Below are 26,931 nucleotides of genomic sequence, written 5' to 3'. Positions count from 1 at the left end.
GACTCCTTCGTTTCTTTAAAATGATGATGCCTGCTCATGTCCATGCAAGGACACAGCAGCTTGAATCCACTCTATCATTTCCTTCGCAGATGCGTACAATATCTCGTTCGATTCAGCTTCATGCTGCGCCTCGCGGTATTCCTTGGCGTGCGACAGCTCACGCTTCACCGTTACTGGGAGCAATTCAAGAAGCCCTGATTCCAATCTGATAAACTCAAGCTCTGTGAAAACGCGGAGCATAAGTGCGATTGTGGACACAGGCAGGTTCAGCTTCGCAGCCAGTTGCTGCGTGCAGCTCACTTCCGCTATTGGACAATCACGGCGAAGCAGTTGGTACAATTGGCCGAACTGCTCGCGCGTCGGAAAGTCGAACTTTCCATTGCGGCTATCATACAGCAAATGGACCGTTTCGAGCTGCTGACATGCTGCCAGTGACAGCGCCAGCTTCTCTGCGGAAGCCGGTTTGCCAAGTACAAATAAATGTGGACATCGTACACTTTGAGCTATAAGTGCCTCATATGTCAAGAGCTGAACATGTTGAGAAACTGTGACTTCTTCCCCGGACGACAGGGCAGCTTCCATCCAAGTCTCATTCGGTACAACGATAATCCCTTCGGTGAAAGCGGCTGACTTCAGTATTTTGCCGAGCAGCCGAATCGAATCGTTGCCTACATCGGCACGCTTGTCAAACAACTGAATTAGCGGGATACGCATATCGTTTATCATAAACTGTGCTTTACGCTGGCCATTCCATTCATTCACCGATAGCTCGCCTACCAGCTCAATCGCTGCGCCATGCGACAATCGGTCAGTCAGATGCCCGCTGCCAAAGCTCACTGCGTCCAGCAGCTTTCCTTGACCGCTGACAGACAGCTTTAGGTGCTTACTCTCCTTGCCCATAGCCTTGCGGTCGGCGACCGTAATGCCATGCAGGAGCAGCTTCGGCGCCGAATTGCCTGCACCGAATGGCTCAAGCTGTGCCAACTGTTCGCGGACTTTAATCGTCGCGTCTTCTATCTTGCAAGAGAGGTCGATCGTCGTCTTCGGAATCCAATCCTCTTCGTTTAGCCGTTCATCCGCTAGCTTACTCAGCCGCTCTTCGAAAGGCTCCAAGTTGCTGCTGTATAGTGTCATCCCTGCGGCAGCTTGATGGCCGCCGTAATGTTCGAGCAGCTCATCGCATGCTGTCAGCGCTGCGTGAAGATCGTAGCCTTCAATGGAACGCGCCGAGCCTTTGCATTTGCCAGTCTCTACGTCAAGGCCAAGAATGAGCGTCGGCTTATAATACTTCTCGACAAACTTAGATGCGACAATTCCGACGACGCCTGCATTCCAGCCTGCGCCTGCTAGCACGATGACCGATGGCGCCGGCTTACTGGCAGCTGTGGCGGAGCTGCATTTGTCCACCCACATCTGCTGCGCTTCTTGCACAATATCTTCGACAATCTGTTGGCGTTCACGGTTCAAGTTGTCGAGCGTTAATGCCCCGGCTGCTGCCGATTCATCATTCCCTGCGGTAAGCAGCTCAACCGCGAGATTCGCATGCTCGAGACGGCCAGCAGCATTAATGCGGGGTGCCATACCGAAAGCAACATTCGTAGCCGTCAGAGTGGCAAGCTCAATGCCGCCAACCTCTGCAAGTGCGCGGAAGCCCGGTTTATCGGTCAAACGAAGCTGTTCAATTCCGAATCTGACCAGCACCCGATTCTCATCCGTCAGCGGCATTAAATCGGCGATTGTCCCGAGAGCGACGACATCCGTCCATTCAAGCGGAGGCTCACCCAACACGGCGGTCGCCAGCTTAAAGGCAACGCCTACACCGGCAAGCCCTTTGAATGGATACTCGCAATCTTCCTGCTTCGGGTTCACAATTGCGTAGGCGCTTGGCAGCACATGCGGCGGCTCATGATGGTCCGTGACGACAACATCAATACCAAGCTCATTTGCATATGCAATTTCGTCTACTGCACTAATTCCAGTATCTACCGTTACGATCAGTGTTACACCTGCTGCAGCGGAAGCTTCGAGCGCCGTTTTGTTTAGGCCATAGCCTTCCCGCGTTCGATGGGGAATATAGTGGTCGAAATTTAGCTCAAGCCTCTGAAACAGGTACGTCATTAATGTCGTAGAAGAGACACCGTCCGCATCATAATCGCCGTAGATCCGCACACGTTCTCCGCGTTCAATAGCTTGATGAATACGTGCTGCGGCAGCCTCCATCCCTTTAAGCAGGAACGGATCGTGCAGGCACTCGGTGCCTCCGCTCAGAAACTGTTTGGCACTCTCCACACGATCGTACCCACGCTGCACAAGCAGCCTTGCAACGAGTGGTGTCAGTGACAGCGTTCTCGCTAGCACCGCCGCCCGCGCTTCCCCTTCAATATCAAGTGCAGCGATACTCCATCTGGTTCTTGACTGAATCATATTCGCAGATTCCTCCTTTCTGAGCATGAGTAGAAAAAAAAACGAACGCTGCTGCTATTGCAGGAGCGTCGGGATTTGTTCTTGACTTACTTCATGATTTGTTTTGTATGGATACCCTGGATCGTAAGGCTCAACATGTACCGTCACTTCCGTCATATGGCTAAACCGCTTCATTAAGAAATATTTGACTCGTTTGGCAATTTCATTGCCTTCGAGTACGGAGATACGCGGATTCACGCTAATGACAACTTCCGCAACAGCGTAGTGACCGTGCTCGCGAGCGCGAAGCACTTCGACGTTGATTACACCTTCCATGCGCTGCACAACCGCCTTCACCTCGGACATGTCCGCAGGCTCGACTTCCAGGTACCGGCTACGCATGACAGATGCGGATGCGACACGAAAGCCGCTTGTGAGCACGATGACAACGATGATGAGCGAAGCCGCTGGATCAAAATAGTATAAGACCGGCATATGAAGCGGCTTCCCCAGCATGGCGCCACCTGTTCCGACAAGCGCTGCTACCGAAGCGTACAGGTCTGCTCCTCGTTCCTTCAATGGGAATCGAAATTCCTTAATCAGAAAAGCTAACATGACGACGACAGCTGCAGGCCAGCTCGGTCCGTCATCAACACCGTCGGCAATCGATTTAATTGCCGAGATGCCAATTTCGAGTCCGACGATCATGAGCAGCAAAGACGCCACCATGCCCGAGCCTGCTTCCAAGCGACCCTTGGAAGGCGGAACCGGAGCATGAGGAGAGCCAAGCTGCCTGCATCTGCGGACACCTGTTAAGGAGACGAACGATGCGGCTGCGTCTGACGCAGATCGGCAAGCGTCTGCAAGCAGCGCTTTGCTGCCTGACCATAAGCCGATCCCGCCTTTAACTGCTGCGATACAGACATTGCCGATTAGCCCTGTCCATGCGGCAGACTCTGCATTGGCATAACGTTGGTTCGCTGACATGGACGCCTCCTATGGGTTGACTTTAATGGTCTTCGATTGTCCTCTATCCTACTATACTACGAAGCAGCCGGAGACTTGACTGCTGGCTTCGGTTTTTGTTTGTTCTTCAGAAGAAGCCAGAGTGGGCTCGCAATGAAGATCGAAGAATACGCGCCACTCACAAGACCGAACAGAATGGCAAGTGAGAACAGCTTAATAGATTCGGAGCCGAAGATGAGCAAGCACAACGCCGCTACAACGACAGTCATAACCGTATTGATCGAACGGACAAGCGTTTGCCAAATACTGACGTTCACGATCTTCGCCACATCCGCGGAGGTCTTAAGCTTCGCAAACCGCAAATTCTCGCGGACCCGGTCAAAGATAACGATGGTATCGTTAATCGAATAACCGATAATGGTCAGCACCGCAACGATGAACGGCAGGTTTACTTCCAACCGGAAGATCGAGAACAAGCTTATAACGATAAACGCGTCATGCAGCAAAGCGACAATCGCCGCTACAGCGAAGCGCCATTCGAAACGAATGCTGACATAGATGACGATACCGATACTTGCAACGAGAACCGCCTTTAGTGCATTCGTTTGAAGCTCTTTGGCGATTTCAACGTCAACGGTGTTAACCTCCATCGACGCTTCTTTATCGAATTTTTCGGAGAAGCCTGCCTTAAGCTCTTTCTCCTTCGCATCGGTAAGCACATCATCGAAACGAATCGTTACACGATTGGAGCCGACGGTAAGACCTGGTTTACCGAACCCACTATCAGTAAGATATTTCTCAATCTCTGTCTTTTGTCCCGACAAATCCTTCTTGAGCGCAATATCTACACTGGAGCCTGCACGGAAGTCGACGCCATAGTTCAGGCCGAAGACACCGAGCGTAACGATACCGAGAATTGTAATGATAATCGAGAAAATAAAGAAGTAACGAGCCTTCTCTACAAAATTGAATTTACCTTCGGATACTTGTGCAAATCCACTAAAGCGCACGTACTTCACTCTCCTTCACACCGAATAAGGATTTCTTCTTAATCAAGCCGCTGCGAATAATGAGAGCCAGAAGCAGACGCGAGAAGAACACGTTAGTCAAGATACTGATGACGATACTGAGAAGCAGGATAACCGCGAAGCCTTTAACAGAACCTACACCGATAAAGAACAACACGAGCGCTGCGATAGATGTCGTAACGTGCGCATCAATGATCGTACGGAACGAATGCTTCGCGCCTGCTTTTTGCGAGGACATGATGCTCTTGCCGCTGCGCATTTCTTCTTTAATCCGCTCAGCCATAATGATATTGGCGTCAACGGCCATACCGATACCGAGGATGAATGCCGCAATACCCGGCAGCGTCAGCGTTGCCCCAATCATGTTGAAGCCAAGCAGCAGCAGCCAAATATAGACGACAATCGAGAAGCTTGCGACGATACCCGGCAGACGGTAGAAAATCATCATGAAGAGCAGTATGAGCACTGTACCGATAGCACCGGCAAACAAAGTTTCCTTCAAGCTCAGCTTACCGAGAGTAGCGCCTACACTTTGCGTGTACTTCTCTGTCAGGTTTAGCGGAAGTGCGCCGAGGTTAATCGTATTCTTCAGATTGTTCGCTTCATCACGGGTAAAGTTACCTGTGATCGAAGCATCCGTGCTGTTGATTTCACCGTTTACATTCGGTGCTGACAGCAACGTATCGTCGAGGTAAATCGCCAATTGGTTATTTGGAGCGAGCTTCGCGATTTTACCAGTCACATCAGCGAATTGCTTAGCGCTCTTCAGCTTAATTGTAATTTCGTACTCACCGAGGTTCGTTTGTTGAACGTCAGCGCCGTTCTGTTTGAAATCGTTACCGCGAAGCTCGACTTTACAGTAACCTTTGTCAGCGGCACAACCATCAGCACTGCGGAAAGTCAGTTCAGCAGGCTTCTTAAGAATGTCACGAACTTTAGCCTCATCGGAAACGCCGGCAATCTTAACACGGATACGGTTTGAGCCCTCCGTTGTCACTTCCGGTTCCGCTACGCCTGTAGCATTTGCGCGAGCTTCAAGACTCTTGGCCGTTTCGATCAAGGAATCTTTCGTTACTTTACCGCCAGGCTCGATAGGCTGAGCTTCATACAGAATTTCAAAGCCACCTTTTAAATCAAGCCCTAGCTTTACATCATGGAAAAGCCAATTGCTTGTCCCAGCAACAACGCCGACAGATACGACGACGATGATTATGAATGCTAACAGACGCTTCATAATACCCTCATTTCCCCCTTAAGTTCTCTTGTGTCAACATTCCTATTATAACGATGCCTCAAAAACGAGTCAAAAAAAAGAGCCCATCTGTTAAAAATGGGTTCCTTTATAGGCACTAATCGTCATAAAGTTCATAAATTTATTCACTTTGAGCGATAAAATGTCATTCACGACCTGGTGCATCGCAGGCTGCCCAGTCTTCTTGTACCGATCATTTACGCATTCCCAAATATCGCTGCCTGAAACATACTCGTAGCCAATCATGCGAAACTCTTCAGCTTTGCTTTGACATAAATTTTCGATGGACGCGACCCACTCTTCGCTTGTTAATGGCTCATTATCGCCTGTCATAATCCTCGGGCCTCCTTACACTGATTTCCATATGATCTCTTTACTATTTCGCTGCTCTGTCACACTTTTCCTGCCAAAACTGCTCCTACCCGAAAAAATGACTGCATGATCGCGGACATGCTGCGCATAAGCATGAGAACAAGGACATGTCGTGCGTAGTTCCAGGAACCAGGGTAAGGGAGAGGAAATGACCGTGACGAAGCAAACGTTTATTAAAGGCGCACTCATATTACTCGTTGCTGGAGTCGTAAATCGGCTCCTTGCATTCGTGCCGAGAATTGCACTCCCTAGAATTATCGGCGTCGAGGGCGTCGGACTTTACCAGCTTGGCTATCCTTTTCTCATCGTGCTGCTCACCTTTATTACGGGAGGTATTCCGCTGGCGGTTGCGAAGTGGATCGCAGAAGCCGAATCAACCGGTGATTCAAAGCGCGTGAAGCAAGTTTTCCGTGCAGCGATGGCGCTCACTATCGGCTTGTCGGTGCTGCTCACGATGCTGTTTATCGTTCTTACTCCTTGGATATCAACGCGACTCATGACGGATCACCGCGTCTATCAGACGCTGCGCATGATGTCCCCGCTTCTTATCATTATCGGAGTCTCCTCCGTATACCGAGGCTACTTTCAAGGGAAAGCGAATATGATTCCGACCGCGTTATCACAAATATGCGAAACGATCATCCGGATCATATTTGCGCTATTATTTGCCAAGATGCTCTTGCCTTACGGGCTTGAATGGGGTGCTGCCGGCGCGATGCTCGGCGTTGTGGCAGGTGAGATTGCAGGCTTCGCCATTCTACTCTGGCAGTATGCAAGCGACCGTAAGCGCGTGAAGCTGGCGATCATTCACGAGGAAGATGGAGCCGCTCGCTCCTCCAAGCGTGAGCCGGTCATGCGCAAGCTGATTAGCTTATCGGTTCCTGTTACCGCAAGCCGAATGATTGGCTCGTTCTCTTATCTGCTTGAATCTATTCTAACCGCTCGCGCCTTGTTCGCAGCCGGTATTGCAACAAGCGCCGCAACCGCGCAATATGGAGCGCTCCAAGGAATGATCATCCCCATCCTGCTTCTCCCGACTGCACTTACCTACTCCCTTGCAGTCTCCCTAGTCCCAACACTGTCAGAGGCTGCTGCCAAAGGAGACAAGACGACCATTCATAAGCGCCTTCACCAGTCCATGCGGCTCTCCCTCGTCACCGGTGCGCCGTTCGTTGTCGTCATGATCTTGTTCGCAGAGCCCATCTGCCGCGTGTTATACAACCATGTCGAGATCGCGCCTATGTTGAAGTGGATTGCGCCTGTTGGGTTGTTTATCTACATGCAAGCACCACTGCAAGCTGCGCTTCAAGCGCTTGACAAGCCCGCTACCGCGCTTATGAACACCTTCATCGGAGCAGTCGTGAAGCTTGTCCTCATCATAGAGCTCGCTTCGCAGCCGTCGCTCGGCATCTATGGCGCACTCATCGCCATTAATGCCAACATCGTGCTCGTCACGGTGCTCCACTGGATCAGCGTTGTACGAGCGACTGGATTTAGTATGCAGCTGCTGGATTTTCTGAAAGTCGGATCCGCCATGTTCATCATGGGCGCCGCTTCGCTATGGATCATGAATCTGCAAGCACTCCCCGCACTATGGCAGAACCTCATTACCGCATGTTTTGCCGGTATCCTTATTTACTTGATCCTCATGGTGATGATGCGGATCATTAACCGCTACGATGCAGCGCGAATACCTTTTTTAGGCCGCTGGTTCCGTCCGTAAACGCACAGCAGCATCGACCAAGAACGGCCGATGCTGTCAACGAACTACATACTCTACTCTACTTACGCGGACCTCTCGTTCGCCTAGCGTCTAGATATATTTTGCCCCGGTGGTCAATCGTCAAGAGGAAAACCTGCTTTGCATCAACAATGCCCCTCTGCCGGAGCTGATTGTTCAGCCAGAACCGATCCTTGCCTAGCTGCTCCAAATTCGTCTTCTGAATTTCACCGTCCATAATGAGCGGAACCGGCAGCGATTCAAACTTATAATTTCGCGGAAAAGGCTTCGGAAATGACGATCCCGAATTTGAATTCGAATTTGGATTCGAGTTCGAGCCTTGTGATCCCCTCTGCCCTGAGTTGTCTCGACCTTTTAGATCCTTTTGGATAATCGAGAGCTTCCCGGTTGTTTCCAGAATTGCGAATTCCACATCGGCGATGTTCGTCTTATTCTCCCGGAACTGAAGCAGCAGATCGTCCAAATTATATCGCTGCTTGCGCATGGCTTCCCGATTCAGCTTCCCTCTCTCCACCAGTACAGTCGGCTTGCCGTCAAACAACATGCGCATCTTCCGGCTCTTTAGAGATATTACCGCGATTCCGATTTGCACCACGAGCAGCACAATCATCGGCAGAATTCCGTCGAGCACCGGTCGCTTCGTATCTTCAATCACAAAGACCGCTATTTCGGCGATCATGACTGAGATGACAAGGTCAAATACCGATAGCTTGCCAATTTCCCGCTTTCCCATCATGCGCATGATGAGAAAAACAACAACGTAGATGAGAAGCGTACGGAACGTCAATTCCATTAATTCCATAGTAATCGCCCTCCTGCTTCCGTCAAAGTACAACTATTGTCACCTGATGCACATCCCATCATACGAAGGGGGATATTCGAATTTATGGTAATAAAACATAATAGCTTGACCATATGTTGTAATAATCGAGAACAGGTTCGTAAATAATTGGAGGGATAAGTATATGAAAACGATTAATGCCATGAAAAATGTTCCAAAGGTTCACATGGCTTCGCCGATGCTATCCGGCATCCTGTATGCTTCCGTATGGCTTGCACTTGGCGCATTGCTCCTGTCTGCAATGCTGCGATGGGGCAGCATGCAAGAAGCTCAGCTTCCTATGTTCAGCTTAATTGTCCACGGCTGCTCTTCACTTGCCGGCGGCTTCGTGGCAGGCAAACGCTCAGGTACGCGCGGTTGGTATTATGGAGGGCTGCTCGGGATCGCCTACGGTATCCTCATTCTAATTGTCAGCTTCCTTGCGTCGAACACCGGCATTAGCGGCCGCACTTTCACGATGTTGGTTGAAACGCTGCTTAGCGGCGCACTCGGTGGCATCATCGGCGTGAATGCGAGACGGTCATAGGCAGCATGTCCCGATTATGAACACTTTTGGAATACCATCTGACACGCTAAATGTGCTATACTAGATCGAATCGCAACAACGGAAGTCCTTTAGGAGGCAAGGAAGTTATATGACTTTGTTTGACAACATGACGACGGTCGCAGTCTACACGGCCATTACCGTGACGCTGCTGATCTGGTTTGGAGCTGCTCGTAATCCATTCACCGTCGCAGGCTTATTTCTAAAAGAGATGATTTTCAATCGCAAATATATGCTTCACTTCGTCGCTGTTATCTTAATTCTGTTCTGCAATAAATTAGAGCTTCGCATCGAAAACACTTTGACGCAATCTTATGACTTCGCTACATTCTTCCAGTCCATTGAAGGCAATTTCGTCAGCACGCTTCAGCACACTTTCGAGAATAAATACTTAACGGTATTTCTAGCCTTTATGTATGTTGTCGTCTTTCAGGCGATGCTTATTGCTTCAATTGCCATTTACACAAACCGGAGCAAAGACCGGATGATGTTCTACTCAATTTGCTACGCGATCATGATTAACTATCTGGTGGCAATTCCGTTCTATCTGTTCCTTCCTGTGAACGAAGTGTGGCTGCATGATCCGCAGCATGTCCGTTTCCTGATGCTTGATGTGTTCCCAGATTTCGAGAATCAATATCGTGCTCTTTCCGGTGTTGACAACTGCTTTCCTAGCTTGCATACTTCCATTTCTGTAACGCTTGCCATTCTCGCAGTCCGCTCCGGCATAAAGCGTTGGGCTTGGTTCTGCTGTATCTGTGCAAGCATCATCATCTTCGCGATTTTCTACCTAGGCATCCACTGGCTGATCGATATGTGCGGCGGCGTTGTACTCGCTACTGTCGCATCGACCGTTGGGATGAAGCTGAGCAGGCTGACACTCGCACAGCGCAGCCGCCGTGGCAGATCGATAACAAACCCGGCACATGTTCAGTTCCTTCGTGAAGACGCCAAATAGGCCGTTCTTATGACGATAGAAAGACCGTTCACTCTCATTACGCAGCTGCGATTTAATCAGCTGGTACGTGAGAAGGAACGGTCTTTTTGGTTTTAGTTACAATTACTGATAGATGAGCGGCCTTACTTCGTCAATCAGATGCTGCAGCTGCTTCGAGCACGCTGCATATTTGAGCTTCTCGCTCTCATCAGCTGACAGTAGGCCATACATTTCGATATCGGCTTCGCACTTCTTGAGCTGAGCAAGCAGCGCCGCTTGGCTTTGCGTCGACTTGGTCACTTTCATCTGATCATCATACAAATCAAGGTAGAGTGACCCATAATCATCCAGCTGTGCCAGGAACACGTCCTCAATGTGAAGATCGGACTTCTTCAATTCCTTCTCCAGCCAATTCACGTCATAGCCTCTTTGGGTAAGTGAATCGCTCAGCACCTTTCCGTCCATAATGACCGGCTTCGGTTCATGCTCCGTGGGCACACGCATGCCTAGTGTCTTCGGTGTGAGCGGCAGATGCTCCGACTTCAGCAGCACATTGATTGCACCGCTTGATTCCATTACGGCGAATTCAACTTGATCGATGTTGAACACGTCCTTCGTACGCATCTGCTGCAGCAGCTCATCAGTCGTGAGTTTCTCCCTCTTCAAGTTTTTCTCTAATATTTTGCCTTTCTGAATGAGCACGGTCGGCGTTCCATCAATCCAGTTCCGCACTCGCTTGCTCTTCAATTGCAGCATCTCGATGCCAAGTGAGACCGCAACCCACACGCCAAGCGCGAGGAATCCCAAATACCACTCGGCATCGGTGTCAAGCGATATGTAGGCTGCGACATTCCCGATCGTGATCCCTGTTATATATTCGAACACGGACAGCTCGGTCACCTGTCTCTTCCCTAGCAATTTCGTCATCAGAAGTAGGAATGCTACAGCTGACAGCGTACGCAAGGTAATCTCAATCCAAGAAGACATTCGTTCCTACACCCCATTTTCCAGTTGTACGGTTTAGATTAGTATGGGCGTACGGACTGGAAATTATGAGCAATAATTGTAAACGGCTGTCGCCGTCCTTTCCGCAAAAGCTTACGTTTCACAAAAGACTTATAGAAATGTGTACAAGTGAAACTTATAAATTCTAGAATGTTAAAAAAACGGCCCAGCCAGCGAGAACTGGCGGAGCCGTTTGGATTAAAACGATGTACTTACTTGTGAGTTAGGCCTTAATATTGTCTGCCTTCTCTTCTTCCTTCTCAACTACAGGCGCTGCTTGTACTGCTGAAGTAGCGGCACTTGTGGAAGTTACGTTGTTGATTGCACTACGGTCGAACGTAATCTTCGTGGAGTCGTTCACGCGCAATACAACCTTGTCGTCGGAAATTTCCAAGATCGTACCGTGCATACCGCCAATCGTTACGATCTTATCGCCTTTCTTGAGCGAGCTAAGCATGGAGTTACGATGCTTCGACTTACGCTGTTGTGGACGAATTAATAGGAAATAGAATACCGCAAACATAAGTACAAATGGGAGTAAGGATGCTGCTGACATATATGATTCACCTCTTTCCTCAAATTAAAATCCTTTGTTGTTCTCGTTCAAGCCATACATTTCAAAAAATTCATTGCGGAAATCAAGCAGCCTATCTTCCATAATCGCTTTACGCACATTACGCATAAGCTCTAGTAGGAAGTGCAGGTTGTGAATCGTAGTTAACCGGATGCCGAAAGTCTCATCTGCTTTAATCAAGTGGCGGATATACGCTCGCGAGTAGTTCGTGCATGTGTAGCAGCTGCATTCCGGATCAAGCGGACCAAAATCATCAGCGAACTTAGCGTTGCGGATGACAAGGCGTCCTTGGCTGGTCATCGTCGTTCCGTTGCGTGCAATACGCGTCGGCAGTACGCAGTCGAACATGTCGATACCGCGAATTGAGCCGTCAAGCAGTGCATCAGGCGAGCCAACGCCCATCAGATAACGCGGCTTATTTGTCGGCAGCAAAGGAACCGTACATTCGAGAACATTGTACATGAGATTCTTCGGTTCTCCGACGCTTAGTCCACCAATAGCATACCCCGGGAAATCCATGGAAGTCAACTCAAGTGCGCTCTGACGGCGCAGGTCTTCGTACATGCCGCCTTGAACAATGGCGAACAAAGCTTGGTCCTGCGGACGGGCATGCGCAGCGAGGCACCGCTCCGCCCAACGCGTCGTCCGTTCCATCGACTTCTTCACATAGTCGTATTCAGCCGGATACGGAGCGCATTCATCGAACGCCATCATAATGTCAGAGCCAAGCGCATTCTGAATCTCCATCGCCTTCTCAGGTGAGATGAATAGCTTGTCTCCGTTCAGATGGTTGCGGAACTCGACGCCCTCTTCGCTGATTTTGCGCATATTGCTAAGGCTGAACACTTGGAAGCCACCGCTGTCCGTCAGAATTGGACGGTCCCAGTTCATGAACTTATGAAGCCCGCCAGCTTGGCGGACGATCTCATGTCCAGGGCGAATGAACAGATGGTATGTATTGCTTAGAATGATGTGGGCATCAAGCGTCTTCAGCTCTTCCGGGCTTATCGTCTTGACCGTTGCCTGTGTGCCGACCGGCATGAAAGTTGGTGTTTCAATGACGCCATGAGGCGTATGCACGCGGCCCAGCCGTGCTCCTGTTTGTTTACATGTTTTAATTAATTCATAGGTGATTGCCACTGCAGCACGTCCTCTTTCTATTCCTAGTAAATAAACATTGCGTCGCCGAAGCTGAAGAACCGATATTCCTGTTCAATCGCTTCCTTGTACGCCTTCATCACAGCTGTACGTCCAGCCAGCGCGCTCACAAGCATCACGAGAGTCGACTTTGGCAGATGGAAGTTGGTCAGCAGTGCGTTCACGAGCTTGAATTCATAGCCCGGAAAAATAAAGATGTCGGTCCAGCCGCTGCATGCCCGTATGTCTTCATACGTAAACCGGGATGCAACGGTTTCAAGCGTTCGGCAAGAAGTTGTGCCAACGGCGACAATTCGACCGCCTCGCTCCTTCGCAGCACGCAGCATCGCGGCTGTCTCTTCGCTCAGCTCGTAATACTCCGAGTGCATGGTATGCTCTTCGATCGTGTCAACTGACATCGGACGAAACGTTCCAAGCCCGACATGCAGCGTAATATAGCCGATCTGCACGCCTTTCGCTTGCAGCTGCTCGAGAAACGGCTTCGTGAAGTGAAGTCCCGCTGTCGGCGCAGCTGCCGAGCCTTCATGCTTCGCATACACCGTCTGATACCGTTCGCGGTCATCCAGCCGCTCCTTGATATAAGGCGGCAGCGGCATTTCGCCAAGGCGATCCAGCAGCTCATTAAATATGCCTTCGTAGTGGAACTCAATCTCGCGTCCACCCATTTCGCCTTCTGCAACAACAGTCGCCCGAAGGAGCGGCTCGCCGTTGCCATCGTCGCCGAAGGAGAGCTGAGCGCCAACCTTCAGCCGTTTGCCTGGCTTCGCAAGCGTCTCCCAGCGGTCACCTTCAAGCTGCTTGAGGAGCAGTAACTCCACCTTCGCGCCAGTGTCCGACTTTACGCCCATCAGCCTTGCAGGCATCACGCGCGTATCATTGAGAATGAGCGTATCGCCATCCTGGAGCATCTCCGTAAGATACGGGAACGAATGATGCTCAACATCACCGGTAGCATGGTTTAGCGTCAACAGGCGCGAAGCAGTTCGATCCACAAGCGGTGTCTGAGCAATCAATTGCTCCGGCAGTTCAAAATCAAAATCATTTACATTCATAGTTTAGTGTCATTCCTTAACGATCTTCGCGTCTTTGTAGTAGTATTGCATTATATATTTATAGTCATACCCAAGCTCTGCCAATCCTCGAGCCCCGTATTGAGATAACCCGACGCCATGGCCATAACCCCCGCCAACAAAGCGGTAGCCTGGATCCTTCGTCGCTGCCCGAACCTGCCCGTCACCGCTTAGAATGAAATAGTTCGACTCCTTCAACTCTCGTGCAGAGCCATCGCCACCTTGGATATAGACAGTCCCGCTGTCTTCCGGCCGATTGCGAAGCGCATTATCCGCTCCCGCCATCGTTACTCTCGCTGTCTCATCAATCGTAAAGAACGTACTCGGCAAGCCGCCGAATGCGGAGCGATATCCATCGGGATTCTTGACCTGCAGCTTCTGGCCGTTAACCTGAATTTCGGTCGGTCTGCCTGAAGGGCCGCGCTGGCTGACCTCAAGTGTCGTAATCCGCCCGCTAATCGGTTTCTGCAGCTTACCTTTCGTAAGACTGAGCAACGCATCCGCTGAATACGTACCGCGAACCCAAGACATCTCATTGGACTGGGTCACCATGTCCAATTGAACGACAAGCGATCCGGCGCTAACTGAATCTACGATCGGAATATCCTCTTGAATGAGCGGAATCGGACGTACTTTCGAGCCGCCCGTTTTGACGCGCAGCAAAGGTTGTCCTGCCGTTGAGAGCTTGTCCGTCGGTTCGAGCAGATCCTCTCGCATATAGCCGACAGCTCCACTCGGCGTAACGATCCGGTACCACTTGTAAAGCCCTTTCTCTGATGAGGTGTCAGGACTCGAGACACTCTTCAGATACGCAATGTCGCTTCCCCAAATTTCTTTCGAGTCCGCCGTCATACCGCCAGCGCTTGAGGAGAACACGGTCTCTATGAGTTTGCCGTTATACATCGCAACTTCCCCGCGTGTCGCATCTACGGCAGCGATCGTCGTCGGCTTCTCAGAGCCAATGCCACCATACGCCTGACTCAGCGTTGTATCGACGACATGTGCAATTTGAAACCCAAACCCTTGATAGAGGGCATATGTACGCGCCGCAATCGCTTGCGACTTCAACGCTTCCGCCGGCCAGGACGCAGGCATCTCTGCGCCAACTACTGCGTAAACGTATTGCTCAAATGGCAGCTCGTTAATAACAGCCAGCTTGTTGTTCAAGCCGCTCACTTCAAAGCTTCCCCTATAGCTGCGATTGTATCGCTCGGTTAGCTTAATACCGGCCCCTGCTATCGTAGAAACCCACAGCTTCGCTCCTGTAGCTGGAATGGAATAGAGTGCGACTGGCGGCTTAGAAGCAGACTCCGCTGTGGTGTAATCGTCGCGGATAAGCGAGTATACATTCGCTGCATCCGTCTGGCGAAGCGCAAGTGCAGGATTCGCTTGCAGCGCCGCGGCCTTTGCTTTACCAAGCGCCGTCTGATCGCTCTCCGCACCGATCAGTACCGTATATACCGCAGCAGCACTGCCGGATTGCTTGAGCGCCGCATACGCTTCAGCACCGCTCGCACTGAGTGATTGCGCTGCTTTTACAGCTTCGCTCTTCGACGTATACGTCATTCCTGTCTCGAGATGTAATGGGCCAATCAAGCTAGCATTGCTAGACTTTCCGGCGTAGCTCGCAACCGTAGCGTCTTTGAGCCAGCGGTCGCCTGCCGCCTTCGCCTCTGCTACCGAAGAATAAGAGCCTTCAACGATCTGATACACTTTCCCTCTCGGATCATTCGTCGTAGTCAACATGCCCGAGCCGCTCATCGCCTTCAGCCGCTTCAACAAAGCAAGCGCAGTCTGGTAGTTCGTCGACTCAAGCAGCATTGGCTTGTAATCATCCAACGTGAACCGGATCATCTCTCCACTGCCCGTCTGAAACATCGGAATGACCCCTGACGGCAATCTCAGGCCAACCTGCATAGCCTCTGCTGAACTAAATGATGCAGCAGTGGTATTCAGCTTATACTTACTCGTATCCATGAATATGCCAACGCGTATCGTATCCAGATGTGGGACAGCCGCTCCATTAGAAGGAAGCGCCGTCCACACAGAGAGTCCAATTACGCCAGCCAAAATCGCGGTAACCGTTCGCATCGTCATCGGCATCCGAAACAGCATTCGTGCCGGTTCCTTCGTCTCGTTCGTATGAACGTTAACGCCACTCATCGGCCTCATTAACCCCCTCATGTCTACTCCTTGCGCGGTGGCAGCGAACAAGCCCCTTCATGACAGCTTTGATCCGCTTTGCCAAACCAATCATAGCGCTTTGCTGCTATGATCCGGTATAAGCCATCTGCCGCACTGTGAAGGCCTGGTACCCGATACAGCCATGCTAGCCAACGCAGCCCTCTCGTCGTGCGTAAGATACGAACAATGCCTGCCGCTCCGGCATGCAGCGTCCCATCCATCTCCACGACATGAATCTTCGATAATAGCTGCTCCGTAGTTACATGATCAAGACCGGGAATGGTCTCGTACGTCTCACCCAATGCTTGCACGGCAATAAATCGAACAATCGCGCTCGATTGCAGTTCCTTCAAGCGCTTCACGCTAGCCAGACATAAAATGCACTCACCGTCATACAACACAATCAGTTTCTCGCGACTTCGCTCTTCCGACTGTTTCGGTGTTCGGGCCATTAAAGGATGACGCCTCCTTCATCGGAATCGCCTGATTGATCGGCAGCGCCGCCTTTCTCCTCCGGAACAGGAAGCCCTAGATGCCGGTATGCGAGCGGAGTAACCATCCGGCCGCGCGGCGTTCGCTGCAGGAAGCCGATCTGCATGAGATAAGGCTCATACACATCTTCAATCGTCTGGCTTTCTTCGCCAATTGTCGCCGCAATCGTATCCAGCCCGACCGGTCCGCCGCGATAAATGCTAATCATCGCGCGGAGCATCTTATGGTCTATGCTGTCGAGACCAAGCGGATCGACTTGAATAAGGCTAAGCGCTGAACGCGCCAGCTCATGTGTAACAATACCGTCTCCGCGCACTTGAGCGAAGTCGCGCACCCGCTTCAAGAGCCGATTCGCAATTCGCGGCGTTCCTCGCGAGCGCATCGCAATCTCTTGCGCGGCTTCGCCGATAATGCTCACGCCGAGAATTTCTGACGCGCGCGAGACGATAAACGCCAGCTCGTCGACCGTGTAGAACTCAAGTCGGCTCACAACGCCGAAGCGGTCACGAAGTGGTGCTGACAATAGTCCCGCACGCGTCGTTGCCCCGATGAGCGTGAACGGCGGCAAATCAAGGCGAACCGATCTTGCGCTCGGTCCTTTGCCGATCATAATATCGAGCGCGAAGTCTTCCATCGCCGGGTAGAGCACTTCCTCTACCGTCCGGTGCAGCCGGTGAATCTCGTCGATGAACAGTACCTCGCCTTCCTGCAAATTCGTGAGCAGCGCTGCAAGATCGCCTGGCCGTTCAATTGCAGGTCCACTCGTTGTACGCAGATTGACGCCGAGCTCATTAGCAATAATGTTCGACAGCGTCGTCTTGCCAAGTCCCGGTGGCCCATATAGTAGCACGTGATCCAGCGCTTCTTTGCGCAGCTTCGCCGCTTCAATGAATACTTTCAAATTCTCTTTCACTTGCGATTGGCCGATATACTCAGACAAATAGCGGGGACGTAAGCTATACTCCACCGCTTGATCTTCCATCATGAGGTTGGCGGAAATTATCCGATCGTCCATTTACGCTTACCTCCTTCAATCAGCCTTTAAACAGCTGCTGCAACGCCCGCTTCATGAGCAAATCCACGCTCTCATTCGGCACTTCAGTCTGTTTCATGCCCTGCCATGCTCGGTCAAGCTCGGCTGCGGTATACCCAAGCGCCATAAGCGCTTCACGTGCCTCGCGCCAAACTTCTCCACCTTCGAGCAAAGTGCCGCTCGTGCCTTCATCATCAAGAACAAAGCTAGCTGCCGCAAAGCTGAACCCGCCGGGGATATGATCAAGTTTATCCTTCAGATCAAGCACCATCCGCTGCGCGGTTTTCTTGCCGATGCCAGGAAGCTTCGTCAGGAACGTTAAGTTCTCTTGCTGAATTGCTGCCGCAATCGTCTCCGGCTTACCGCCAGCGAGAATGCCAAGCGCAACGCGCGGACCGATGCCAGAGACATCAAGCAGCTTGCGGAACATCGCCTGCTCCTCCCGATTCGAGAATCCGAAGAGCAGATTCGCATCTTCACGCACATGATGATGGGTAAAAATCGTAACGGAATCATCACTCTTCACAAAGGCATACGGATTCGGCGTAAAAACCTGGTAGCCGATATCACGTACATCCACGACGACATACTCGGTATCCAAATGGACGACACGTCCTCGAATATAATCGATCATCTTCGGTTCACCTCGTTAATTTTTTGCGTCAGAACCGATGAATGGGCATGGCAAATTGCCACCGCAAGCGCATCCGCAACGTCATCGGGCTTCGGGATGGCGGAGAGATTCAGGAGCATCTTAACCATTTCCTGGACCTGACGTTTCTCCGCTTTACCGTAGCCGACTACCGCTTGCTTCACTTGAAGCGGCGTATATTCCGTTACAGGCAATCCGCGCTGTGCCGCTGCTAGAATCATGACGCCACGCGCCTGCCCGACCGAGAAGGCTGTCGTGACGTTCTTGTTGAAGAACAGCTTCTCGACTGCAACGGTATCGGGCTTGTAACGGTCAATAAGCGAACAGGTAGATTCGTAAACCTGCTTGAGCCGCTCCTCTTGAGGCGTATGCGCCTCCGTCTGAATGCAGCCGTATTGAACGGGAACGAGCTTGCTCCCGATTTTGTCAATAAATCCAAATCCGACAATGGCAATCCCCGGATCGATACCTAATACTCGCAATGCAATTCTCTCCCCAGGCCAACTTCATGCTACCTATCAAAAATTGGCTTCCCCCTATTATACCAAATGATGAGCAGGATGAGAACACGCGTTTTGTCTCGGGTTCAAGAGATAGGCAAAGAAGAAGGACGGACCGTAATTCCGGGCCGTCCCTTCAGCTTTCCTTTTCGATCAAAATGAACGTTTCATTACTTTTTCTACCTTCTCATTACGGTCGATCGCATAATCGCTGAACGTCGAGATGACACTGTTGAATTCGTCTTTATCGTTTATGCGGATGCCGTTCATCAGTTGGTCGATACGCTCCTTCGGCAAACTGCTCTCCATGTAGCGGACATCAAGCTGAAAGAAGGTGCGCATCACTTTCTTCTCTTTCGGCGAACCGTCGAACATAGTCAAATTGCCCGACTTATCGAGGCTGATATAGCCATTTCGTTTGCACGAATCTGACAAATCATCAACTCGCTGCTCCATAACGACCGCACCGCCCGGATGCATGACCGCGTTCCACTCGGGGTGCTGCGCCAGCATGCTGAGCGCGGCTTTGGCACTCATTTTGCCAAGCGTCTTCATTTCATCTCCGCATAAATAGATCAGTCGCAGCTTTACATTAACCTGCTCGGATTGCCCAGAGAGTGTCTCAATGACACTGCTTGGACTACCGTACAAAGGCTTGTCCGGCTCAGCAGCAGATACATCATTCCCTGTGCAACTAAAGAGTAGCATTACAGCAGCGATCATACTGCCAAGCTGCCACATAGGGCGGCGGGAGCGGCGAAGTTTCTGTTTTATTTTTTTCCACAGGCTGAATTCCATAATGGGAACTCCTCTTTTTTCCTTTTTTGTTAGTCTCTCAACGTTGTTGGTGAAATATGCACCGTTTTCTAATTAAGTCCTTCCATTGTCAAAAGCCCCGGCTGGCGCCCGGCAGTAGAGTGCCAGGAGCAAGCGCGGGGCTGTACGCAAACCGATCTATTCTGATCTGTTATCTGTTAATCCACGGGTAGCTGCCACGGCGTTTCGGTTTTGCAGTACGTACAGTACGAATAACCGGCTTTTTCTTGCGGGCAACTTTGGCTTTCGGCTCGTTAAACCCAATGCTTTCTTCGTCAATGTGTGGCCCCTCGTCATCGCGGCAGCCGCAGTTGCAATTCTTGTCGGTTGCACCTGCTACGATTGGAGAAACTTGACCATTGCCCATATACGTGTAGCCCGATGGCCCCATGTTTGCTGGAGATACCATCGACGGATCATAGCCATAACCATAGCCGCCTTGTGGCCCCATGTTAGCCGGGGATACCATCGACGGATCATAGCCATAACCATAGCCGCCTTGCGGGCCTACGTTAGCTGGAGATACCATTGATGGATCAAATCCATAGCCGCCTTGTGGGCCTATGTTTGCCGGAGATACCATTGATGGATCATAGCCATAGCCCCCATGCGGTCCAACATTAGCTGGAGATACCATTGATGGGTCAAATCCATAGCCGCCATGCGGTCCAACATTAGCTGGAGATACCATCGATGGATCATAGCCATAACCATAGCCACCTTGCGGGCCTACGTTTGCCGGAGATACCATTGATGGATCATAGCCATAGCCCCCATGCGGTCCCATCTCAGCTGGAGATACCATCGATGGATCGAAGCCACCATAACCATAGCCGCCTTGGGGTCCCATCTCAGCTGGAGATACCATCGATGGATCGAAGCCACCATAACCATAGCCGCCTTGAGGACCCATTTCTGCAGGAGATACCATCGATGGGTTAAAGCCGTAGCTTGGCGCGCCCCATGGCAATGTCATTGGCGGACCCCATTCTGGTCCTTCTTCCGCAGGGCTAACTGCAGTTGGATTCATCCCATAGCCGCCACCTATCGATGCTGGCGATACTGCCGTTGGGTTGCCATAACCGCCTGTCATCGCTGGCGACACTGCAGTTGGATTCATTCCATAACCACCTGTCATCGCTGGCGACACTGCAGTTGGATTCATTCCATAACCACCTGTCATCGCTGGCGATACTGCCGTTGGATTGCCATAGCCGCCTGTCATCGCTGGCGATACAACAGTCGGATTACTGAAGCCATAACCATGCTTCATTGGACCTTGTGATGCCGGCGATACCGCTTCAGGCATCTTAGGCATATCATAAAGCGACATCACTTCTGTTGCCGGCACGCCATATTGCTTGAACAGATCGACGTGTTGCTGCGCATTATAAACCGGATACTTCTTCTCCACTACCGGAACTGGGGCAGGCAGCGGTGTAGGTACTGGCTCTGGAGCCGGAGCTGGCTCGATGGCTTCCGGGAGCACTTCCGGAATTGGCATTGTGCTTGGCTTTTGGCCAGTCGGCTTCTTCCCTGTCGGTATTTTGCCCATCAAGCCTTGAACGCCGTGCATAACCGAAGTCGGCGACAACATATGGTGACCCGTGCCTTTGCCGCTATTCTCACTCATGTCATGCATCATGCCCGAAGAGCCTGGTGTCGGAATATTGACGATCTCTCCAGTCAGCAGTACGTTCGGATTTTTCAGCTGCGGATTCGCCTTAATCATATCGCCAAGCGGCACGCCCCAAGCCTTCGACAGCTTCCATAACGTGTCCCCTTGCTGTACAACATGCTGATGCATGATGTCCATTTGACCGCCATGGTGACCCGAGCCCGTTGGCACTTTCACTTTCATGCCGATGTTGATTTGATCCGGATTTGTAATATCCGGGTTGAGCTTAATGATTTCTTCCAGCGATACGTTGTACTTTTGTGCAATTAGGTATAAGGTATCGCCTTTTTTTACAATATGAATTTTCACCCGCTTAATACCTCCTGTCACGTTCGTACGCCTTACGCGGAAGACGCGGCAAACGCCCGTTATCAATCCCTACATCTTATGCACCAGCTAGGCGAGTGTCACCTATGCATACAAAAAAAAGTTGAAGTTCCTCGGGGCACAGGTCCGCGCCAAGAGAACTTCAACTTTATGAATGAAACCACTATTCGTAAACTTTAACGCCGTCCACTTCAACGGTCATACGGAATTCTTCAAGCAGATGCGTCGTAATTGGACCAGCTTTACCGCTTCCAATCGTACGGCCGTCGACTTCACGAACCGCAATAACTTCTGCTGCCGTCCCCGTGAAGAACACCTCGTCAGCCACATAAACATCATGCAGCGTGAACGGCTCTTCCTTCAGCGTGTAGCCTAGCTTCGCACACAGCTCCATAATCGTTGCACGTGTAATACCTTCCAGCGCGCCTACGTAGCAAGGCGGTGTGTAGACAACTCCACGCTTAATGATGAAGATGTTATCGCTGGAGCCTTCAGCAACATAGCCTTGGGAGTTCAGCATAATCGCTTCACCAACGCCTGCAAGGTTTGCTTGGATTTTAACGAGAATATTGTTTAAGTAGTTCAGCGACTTGATCTTCGGATTCAGCGCATCTGGAATGTTGCGACGCTGAGATACCGATACCGATACAAGTCCATCGCGGTAAGCTTCTGCAGGGTAAATCGCCAGCTGTTCAACGATGATGATAACCCAAGCTTGCGGGCAGCGCTTCGGATCAAGGCCCAGGTTGCCGGGACCACGAGATACGACTAGCCGAATATAACCATCGCGCAGGCCATTCTTTCGAATCGTCTCAACTAGAGCCTGCTCCATCTCATCTTGAGTTAGAGGAATATCCAGCATGATTGATTTTGCCGAGTCATAGAGACGGTCTAGATGCTCTTTGCATTTGAAGATATTGCCGCCGTAGATTCGGATCCCTTCGAAGATTCCGTCTCCGTATAGAAAACCATGGTCGAATACGGAAATTTTTGCATCTTCTTTGCTTACATACTCACCGTTTAAATAAATGACTTGCTCTGCCATGACTGCTCATGCACCTCCGAAATGTTTGCTTCTAGCCATTATCGTTTACGCTGTAACATATTTAAAGCTAGGATAGCTTCCTAATACACGAACCTGGCAGCCGATAGCTTCGATTTCAGCAATTGCTGACGGAAGCAGCACCGTATCCAGCGACATCTCAATGTCGATCAGAAAATAATAATTGCCGAGCTTCTTCTTCGTTGGACGCGATTCGATGCGAGACAAGTTGATTCGACGCCACGAAAACGCCGACAGCACCTGATGAAGAGCGCCAGGATAATCTTCTGGCATCGTAATCAGAATGCTCGTCTTATGCGCTGCCGATTCACGAATGGTGAACGGCTTGCTGCCGACAAGTAGGAACCTGGTGAAATTGTTGTCGTGATCGGTCACCGCAGCTTCCAGCACGGACAAGTTGTTGTCCGCCGCTGCGGATACTTGGCCAATCGCCGCCCAGCCGCGGCCCGGATTGTCTCGTACAATACGAACAGCTTCTGATGTGCTGCCAACATGTTCAAGCTCCGCATGAGGAAGATGGCGCTTCAAATATTGCGTGCATTGAGCCATCGCCACAGGGTGGCTCATCACCTTCGTAATCCGTTCGTAAGCGAGACCGCCCGTATCATCAAGCAATTCTGATGCAGGGCCAATCAAATTCTGAATAGACGGATATACCCATTCGGCTTGAATCGGCAAATCGACCTCATCAACGAGCCAATCGGTATGTAAGCCCACCGAGCCGTCAATCGTATTCTCAATCGGAATAATGGAGTAGTCCGTTTTACCCTCCGCCGTCGCCAGAAATACATCCGCGATCATTCGGTGGTAAGTGTACTGAATCGAATCGTTGTGCGCACCGAATAAATATTTTGCCGCCTCATCCGAGGTGGAGCCTTTCGTCAAACATGCTACATTTATCATGCCCTGACTTCTCCTTTAACCCGTTCCATGAACGATTGTCCACTTGGCTCCCTTACAACGGTGAGCTCTGGCCCACCGGTGCATGGCTCAAGCCACATCGTCTCCGCTTCAATGCCGTGAAGCTTCAGCGTGTCGATCAGGAATGCTTCTAGCTCTGCCTTCTGCGTGCTGCCGCGGTGAACGAGCGTCAGCAGTGTCGGGCCCGCTCCGCTGAGTGCAACTCCAAGTGCGCCATGCTCTGTGGCATGCTCCAGTATTTCTGCCATACCCGGCACGAGTGGTGCCCGGTAAGGCTGATGGAGCCGATCTCGCATCGCATGCGGGATAAGTTCCAGTTGACCGCTTGCGAGCGCAGCAACTAGCAAGGAGCTGTTAGCTACGTTGAAGACGGCATCCTTCATGCTAAGCTGTGTAGGAAGCGCATGGCGCGCTTTCTCTGTTGCTAGTTCAAACTGTGGAATCGCAACGAGCACTTCTAGATCCGCTGGCGGCGCAATCGTCACCTTCGCAGCGCGAGTACCGTCCCATGACGCTACGACGATACCGCCGAAGAGCGATGCTCCGACATTATCCGGATGGCCTTCAAGCTCCGTTGACAGCTGGAACAGCTCGTCCTCACTGAGCGGGCTTCCGATTAGTGCATTCGCGGCAACGAGTCCGCCAATAATGGCGGATGCACTGCTGCCGAGCCCTCTTGTCAGAGGAATTTCGATATACATATCAATGGTGATCTCAGGTACGGATACGCCTGCTTTCTCGAACACGAGCTGAGCCACTTTATAAATCAGGTTGGATTTATCGACTGGAATGCCGCCCAGTCCATCTCCATGCAGGTTGATTACAGTTCTGCCATCCTCGGGAATTGCCATCTCAATCCAGGCATACAGTGACAACGCCATGCCAAGCGCGTCAAAGCCAGGACCAAGATTCGCCGTGCTGGCCGGAACCTTCACCATTACCCGGCGATTCATCACTGTGCTGCTTCCTCAAGCTGGCGGATGGCATTCATAACCGCTTCTTCCGTATCGTCAACAACGATCGGCTCAGCTTGTACGCTCTTGATCGCGATGTTCGGATCCTTCAAACCGTGGCCTGTAAGTACGCAGACGACCGTCTCGCCGCCTTGGAATTTGCCTTCGCGCTTAAGCTTCAACACGCCAGCGATCGATGCCGCGGATGCAGGCTCTGCGAAGATTCCTTCACGGCTTGCGATTAACTTGTACGCATGAAGAATCTCTTCGTCTGTGACGAAGTTGATTTGACCTTCGGATTCTTCTGCAGCAGCAACCGCAGTTTTCCAGCTAGCCGGATTGCCGATTCGGATCGCAGTAGCAATCGTCTCTGGCTCAGCGATTGGCTCGCCCTTCACAATCGCCATCGCGCCTTCCGCTTCGAAGCCGACCATCTTCGGCAGCTTCGAAATCCGGCCATGTGCTTGAAGCTCCTTGAAGCCCTTCCAGTACGCAGAGATGTTACCCGCGTTACCTACTGGAATTGCCAAATAGTCCGGTGCTACGCCGTCCAGCTGATCTACAACTTCGAACGCAGCTGTCTTCTGTCCTTCGATACGGTACGGGTTAACCGAGTTCACAAGCGTGATCGGATGTTTAGCCGTAATTTCACGGACGATCTCGAGCGCGCGGTCGAAGTTGCCGTTGATCGCGATCACTTTGGCACCATAGATAACCGCTTGAGCAAGCTTGCCAAGCGCAATATTATTATTCGGAATAAGAACGATGCAGTTTAGTCCGCCACGAGCCGCATAAGCAGCAGCTGCTGCTGACGTGTTGCCAGTCGACGCACACATAATTGTCGTGCTGCCTTCCTCCATCGCTTTGGCAACTGCCATTACCATACCACGGTCCTTAAACGAGCCTGTCGGGTTCAAGCCTTCATACTTGAAGAACAGGTTCAGCCCAAGCTCCTTAGACAAGTTTTCTGCGCGAACAAGCGGCGTATTGCCCTCCTGCAGCGTCAACATGGGAGTTTTGTCGGTTACAGGCAAATATTCTTTGTACGTTTCAATCAAGCCAAGGTATCTCATCGTAAGTAATGCTCCTTTATGTCTATAAGATTAGCTTACTAGCCTTCTACACGGTAAACGCTCTTGATTACTTTCACGACATCCATGCTCTCGAGTACGCCAAGCACTTTCTTCATAGCCGCTTTGTTCGCATCATGCGTAATAATGATGATTTCCGCTTCCGGATTGCTCGCATTCGGCTGCTGTAATACAGACTCAAGGCTTACTTCAAACTCGGCAAAAGCTTGCGTAATACGTGCCAGCACACCAGCGCGGTCCGCAACATGCAGCAGCAGGAAGTATTTCGACGCGATCTGTTCGTCAGTCTTAAGTTTCTTCTCTTTGTACGCGAGCTTCTCTTGCTTGCCATTCACGCCAAGCTTAAGATTCTTCACAACCGCAACAAGGTCAGCAACGACGGAAGTCGCTGTCGGCAGCTCGCCTGCTCCTGCGCCGTAGAACATCGTCTCGCCTACCGCTTCGCCATACACGTAAACCGCGTTGAACACACCGTTTACGGAAGCGATTGGGTGCGAACGCTTCACCATCGTCGGCTGTACGCTCACGCTGATATAGTCATCTTGACGCTCCGCGATGCCAAGCAGCTTCACTTCGTAGCCAAGGCGCTTTGCATAGAGAATATCTTCACGGGAGATCGACGAAATCCCTTTTACATCCACATCTTCAAGCGCAATGTTGGCACGGAAGCCAAGTGTCGCGAGAATGGTCATTTTGCGTGCTGCATCCAGGCCTTCCACGTCAGACGTTGGATCCGATTCTGCATAACCAAGCTCTTGCGCTTCCTTCAGCACTTCGCTGTAATCCGCACCTTCCTGGCTCATCTTCGTCAGGATGTAGTTCGTTGTACCATTCACGATACCCATGATCTTCGTAATGCGGTCGGAGGAGAAGCCTTCGACCAGCGTACGGATAATCGGGATACCGCCAGCTACGGAAGCTTCATACATGATGTCGCAGCCATGCTCTTGCGCCTTGGACAGTATCTCTGGTCCGTGCAGCGCCATCAAATCCTTGTTCGCTGTTACGATATGTTTACCGCGAGAAATCGCCTCAAGGATGTAGCTGCGCGTCAGATCAATGCCGCCCATCACTTCCACGATAACGTCAATCTCAGGGTTATGAATAATTTCCCAAACATCTTCTGTCAGCTTGCTCGAATCAATATTGATCGAACGCGCTTTGCTCTTGTTCTGTACGAGCACTTTCTCGATAACGATCGGCGAGCCGACTTGGCTCTCCAAATCGCTCTGATGACCTTCCACGAGGCGGACAACGCCTGTTCCGACCGTTCCAAGGCCGAGCAATCCTACTTTAATCGGTTTCATTCCAGTTCCTCCATGTATGAAAA

The 26,931-nt window shown here is 51.2% G+C and carries 25 protein-coding genes; 3 read left to right on the top strand and 22 right to left on the bottom strand.

All coding sequences use genetic code 11. The annotated features are described in order from the left end of the window. Nucleotides 1–15: 15 nt before the first annotated feature. From recJ to BMY11_RS02550, 5 genes are all read right to left on the bottom strand, one after another. Nucleotides 16–2,424, bottom strand: coding sequence for a single-stranded-DNA-specific exonuclease RecJ (recJ, locus tag BMY11_RS02570; protein WP_090572896.1), 2,409 nt, complete (start codon nucleotides 2,422–2,424; stop codon nucleotides 16–18). Between the two features lie 54 nt (nucleotides 2,425–2,478). Next, a complete protein-coding gene (locus BMY11_RS02565) occupies nucleotides 2,479–3,390 on the bottom strand; it encodes a cation diffusion facilitator family transporter (RefSeq protein ID WP_090572895.1) in 912 nt (303 codons plus the stop codon). A 56-nt stretch (nucleotides 3,391–3,446) separates the two neighbouring features. Continuing rightward, a complete protein-coding gene (secF, locus tag BMY11_RS02560; protein WP_090572894.1) occupies nucleotides 3,447–4,379 on the bottom strand; it encodes a protein translocase subunit SecF in 933 nt (310 codons plus the stop codon). Further along, a complete protein-coding gene (secD, locus tag BMY11_RS02555; RefSeq protein ID WP_090572893.1) occupies nucleotides 4,369–5,631 on the bottom strand; it encodes a protein translocase subunit SecD in 1,263 nt (420 codons plus the stop codon). Before secD ends, secF begins: the two co-directional genes overlap by 11 nt. 90 nt (nucleotides 5,632–5,721) lie before the next feature. Further along, nucleotides 5,722–5,982 (bottom strand): post-transcriptional regulator, encoded by a 261-nt coding sequence (locus BMY11_RS02550; RefSeq protein WP_090572892.1) that lies wholly within the window; start codon nucleotides 5,980–5,982, stop codon nucleotides 5,722–5,724. Nucleotides 5,983–6,169: 187 nt separating this feature from the next. Here BMY11_RS02550 and spoVB point away from each other — a divergent pair, with 187 nt between their 5' ends. After that, nucleotides 6,170–7,744 carry a stage V sporulation protein B gene (gene spoVB / locus BMY11_RS02545; protein WP_256217270.1) on the top strand — a complete coding sequence of 525 codons (1,575 nt, stop codon included), beginning with the start codon at nucleotides 6,170–6,172 and terminating at the stop codon, nucleotides 7,742–7,744. A gap of 58 nt (nucleotides 7,745–7,802) precedes the next feature. On the opposite strand, the gene BMY11_RS02540 is transcribed toward spoVB, so the two are convergent. Further along, nucleotides 7,803–8,564 (bottom strand): YetF domain-containing protein, encoded by a 762-nt coding sequence (locus tag BMY11_RS02540; protein WP_090572891.1) that lies wholly within the window; start codon nucleotides 8,562–8,564, stop codon nucleotides 7,803–7,805. Between the two features lie 163 nt (nucleotides 8,565–8,727). Here BMY11_RS02540 and BMY11_RS02535 point away from each other — a divergent pair, with 163 nt between their 5' ends. Together BMY11_RS02535 and BMY11_RS02530 are read left to right on the top strand one after the other, a co-directional pair. Continuing rightward, nucleotides 8,728–9,129: a TIGR04086 family membrane protein gene (locus tag BMY11_RS02535; protein ID WP_177182464.1), complete on the top strand. Its 402-nt coding sequence runs from the start codon at nucleotides 8,728–8,730 to the stop codon at nucleotides 9,127–9,129. Nucleotides 9,130–9,238: 109 nt separating this feature from the next. Then, nucleotides 9,239–10,105: a phosphatase PAP2 family protein gene (locus BMY11_RS02530; protein ID WP_090572890.1), complete on the top strand. Its 867-nt coding sequence runs from the start codon at nucleotides 9,239–9,241 to the stop codon at nucleotides 10,103–10,105. A 102-nt stretch (nucleotides 10,106–10,207) separates the two neighbouring features. On the opposite strand, the gene BMY11_RS02525 is transcribed toward BMY11_RS02530, so the two are convergent. From BMY11_RS02525 to BMY11_RS02450, 16 genes are all read right to left on the bottom strand, one after another. After that, nucleotides 10,208–11,071, bottom strand: a complete 864-nt coding sequence (locus BMY11_RS02525; RefSeq protein ID WP_090572889.1) for a DUF421 domain-containing protein — start codon at nucleotides 11,069–11,071, stop codon at nucleotides 10,208–10,210. A 241-nt stretch (nucleotides 11,072–11,312) separates the two neighbouring features. Beyond that, nucleotides 11,313–11,645 (bottom strand): preprotein translocase subunit YajC, encoded by a 333-nt coding sequence (gene yajC, locus BMY11_RS02520; RefSeq protein ID WP_090572888.1) that lies wholly within the window; start codon nucleotides 11,643–11,645, stop codon nucleotides 11,313–11,315. Nucleotides 11,646–11,669: 24 nt separating this feature from the next. Next, nucleotides 11,670–12,803: a tRNA guanosine(34) transglycosylase Tgt gene (tgt, locus tag BMY11_RS02515; RefSeq protein ID WP_090572887.1), complete on the bottom strand. Its 1,134-nt coding sequence runs from the start codon at nucleotides 12,801–12,803 to the stop codon at nucleotides 11,670–11,672. A 23-nt stretch (nucleotides 12,804–12,826) separates the two neighbouring features. Then, entirely contained in the window at nucleotides 12,827–13,873 is a 1,047-nt protein-coding gene (gene queA / locus BMY11_RS02510; RefSeq protein WP_090572886.1) for a tRNA preQ1(34) S-adenosylmethionine ribosyltransferase-isomerase QueA, read from the bottom strand. A gap of 9 nt (nucleotides 13,874–13,882) precedes the next feature. Then, complete coding sequence (locus tag BMY11_RS02505) at nucleotides 13,883–16,054, bottom strand: SpoIID/LytB domain-containing protein (RefSeq protein ID WP_256217269.1); 2,172 nt, start codon at nucleotides 16,052–16,054, stop codon at nucleotides 13,883–13,885. A gap of 23 nt (nucleotides 16,055–16,077) precedes the next feature. Beyond that, complete coding sequence (locus BMY11_RS02500) at nucleotides 16,078–16,527, bottom strand: thiol-disulfide oxidoreductase DCC family protein (protein WP_090572885.1); 450 nt, start codon at nucleotides 16,525–16,527, stop codon at nucleotides 16,078–16,080. Further along, a complete protein-coding gene (ruvB, locus tag BMY11_RS02495) occupies nucleotides 16,527–17,582 on the bottom strand; it encodes a Holliday junction branch migration DNA helicase RuvB (protein ID WP_090572884.1) in 1,056 nt (351 codons plus the stop codon). The genes BMY11_RS02500 and ruvB overlap by 1 nt, the downstream gene beginning before the upstream one ends. Nucleotides 17,583–17,601: 19 nt before the next feature. After that, the gene (gene ruvA, locus BMY11_RS02490; protein WP_090572883.1) at nucleotides 17,602–18,234 is read right to left on the bottom strand and encodes a Holliday junction branch migration protein RuvA; all 633 of its coding nucleotides are present in this window, start codon (nucleotides 18,232–18,234) and stop codon (nucleotides 17,602–17,604) included. Beyond that, nucleotides 18,231–18,734 carry a crossover junction endodeoxyribonuclease RuvC gene (gene ruvC / locus BMY11_RS02485; protein WP_090572882.1) on the bottom strand — a complete coding sequence of 168 codons (504 nt, stop codon included), beginning with the start codon at nucleotides 18,732–18,734 and terminating at the stop codon, nucleotides 18,231–18,233. Before ruvC ends, ruvA begins: the two co-directional genes overlap by 4 nt. A gap of 171 nt (nucleotides 18,735–18,905) precedes the next feature. After that, nucleotides 18,906–19,550, bottom strand: a complete 645-nt coding sequence (locus BMY11_RS02480; RefSeq protein ID WP_090572881.1) for a BofC C-terminal domain-containing protein — start codon at nucleotides 19,548–19,550, stop codon at nucleotides 18,906–18,908. 169 nt (nucleotides 19,551–19,719) lie between these two features. Beyond that, nucleotides 19,720–21,555 carry a LysM peptidoglycan-binding domain-containing protein gene (locus tag BMY11_RS02475; RefSeq protein ID WP_090572880.1) on the bottom strand — a complete coding sequence of 612 codons (1,836 nt, stop codon included), beginning with the start codon at nucleotides 21,553–21,555 and terminating at the stop codon, nucleotides 19,720–19,722. A 181-nt stretch (nucleotides 21,556–21,736) separates the two neighbouring features. After that, nucleotides 21,737–22,618: a branched-chain-amino-acid transaminase gene (gene ilvE, locus BMY11_RS02470; protein ID WP_090572879.1), complete on the bottom strand. Its 882-nt coding sequence runs from the start codon at nucleotides 22,616–22,618 to the stop codon at nucleotides 21,737–21,739. Nucleotides 22,619–22,663: 45 nt separating this feature from the next. After that, nucleotides 22,664–23,539 (bottom strand): prephenate dehydratase, encoded by an 876-nt coding sequence (pheA, locus tag BMY11_RS02465; RefSeq protein WP_090572878.1) that lies wholly within the window; start codon nucleotides 23,537–23,539, stop codon nucleotides 22,664–22,666. Further along, the gene (gene thrB, locus BMY11_RS02460) at nucleotides 23,536–24,510 is read right to left on the bottom strand and encodes a homoserine kinase (protein WP_090572877.1); all 975 of its coding nucleotides are present in this window, start codon (nucleotides 24,508–24,510) and stop codon (nucleotides 23,536–23,538) included. The genes pheA and thrB overlap by 4 nt, the downstream gene beginning before the upstream one ends. Further along, the gene (gene thrC / locus BMY11_RS02455) at nucleotides 24,510–25,583 is read right to left on the bottom strand and encodes a threonine synthase (RefSeq protein ID WP_090572876.1); all 1,074 of its coding nucleotides are present in this window, start codon (nucleotides 25,581–25,583) and stop codon (nucleotides 24,510–24,512) included. Before thrC ends, thrB begins: the two co-directional genes overlap by 1 nt. A 38-nt stretch (nucleotides 25,584–25,621) precedes the next feature. Continuing rightward, nucleotides 25,622–26,908, bottom strand: coding sequence for a homoserine dehydrogenase (locus tag BMY11_RS02450; RefSeq protein ID WP_090572875.1), 1,287 nt, complete (start codon nucleotides 26,906–26,908; stop codon nucleotides 25,622–25,624). Nucleotides 26,909–26,931 lie beyond the last annotated feature (23 nt).

Source organism: Paenibacillus sp. OV219 (assembly GCF_900110075.1).
Taxonomy (GTDB): Bacteria; Bacillota; Bacilli; order Paenibacillales; family Paenibacillaceae; genus Paenibacillus_Z.
This window is presented reverse-complemented; position numbering and strand designations above follow the sequence as displayed.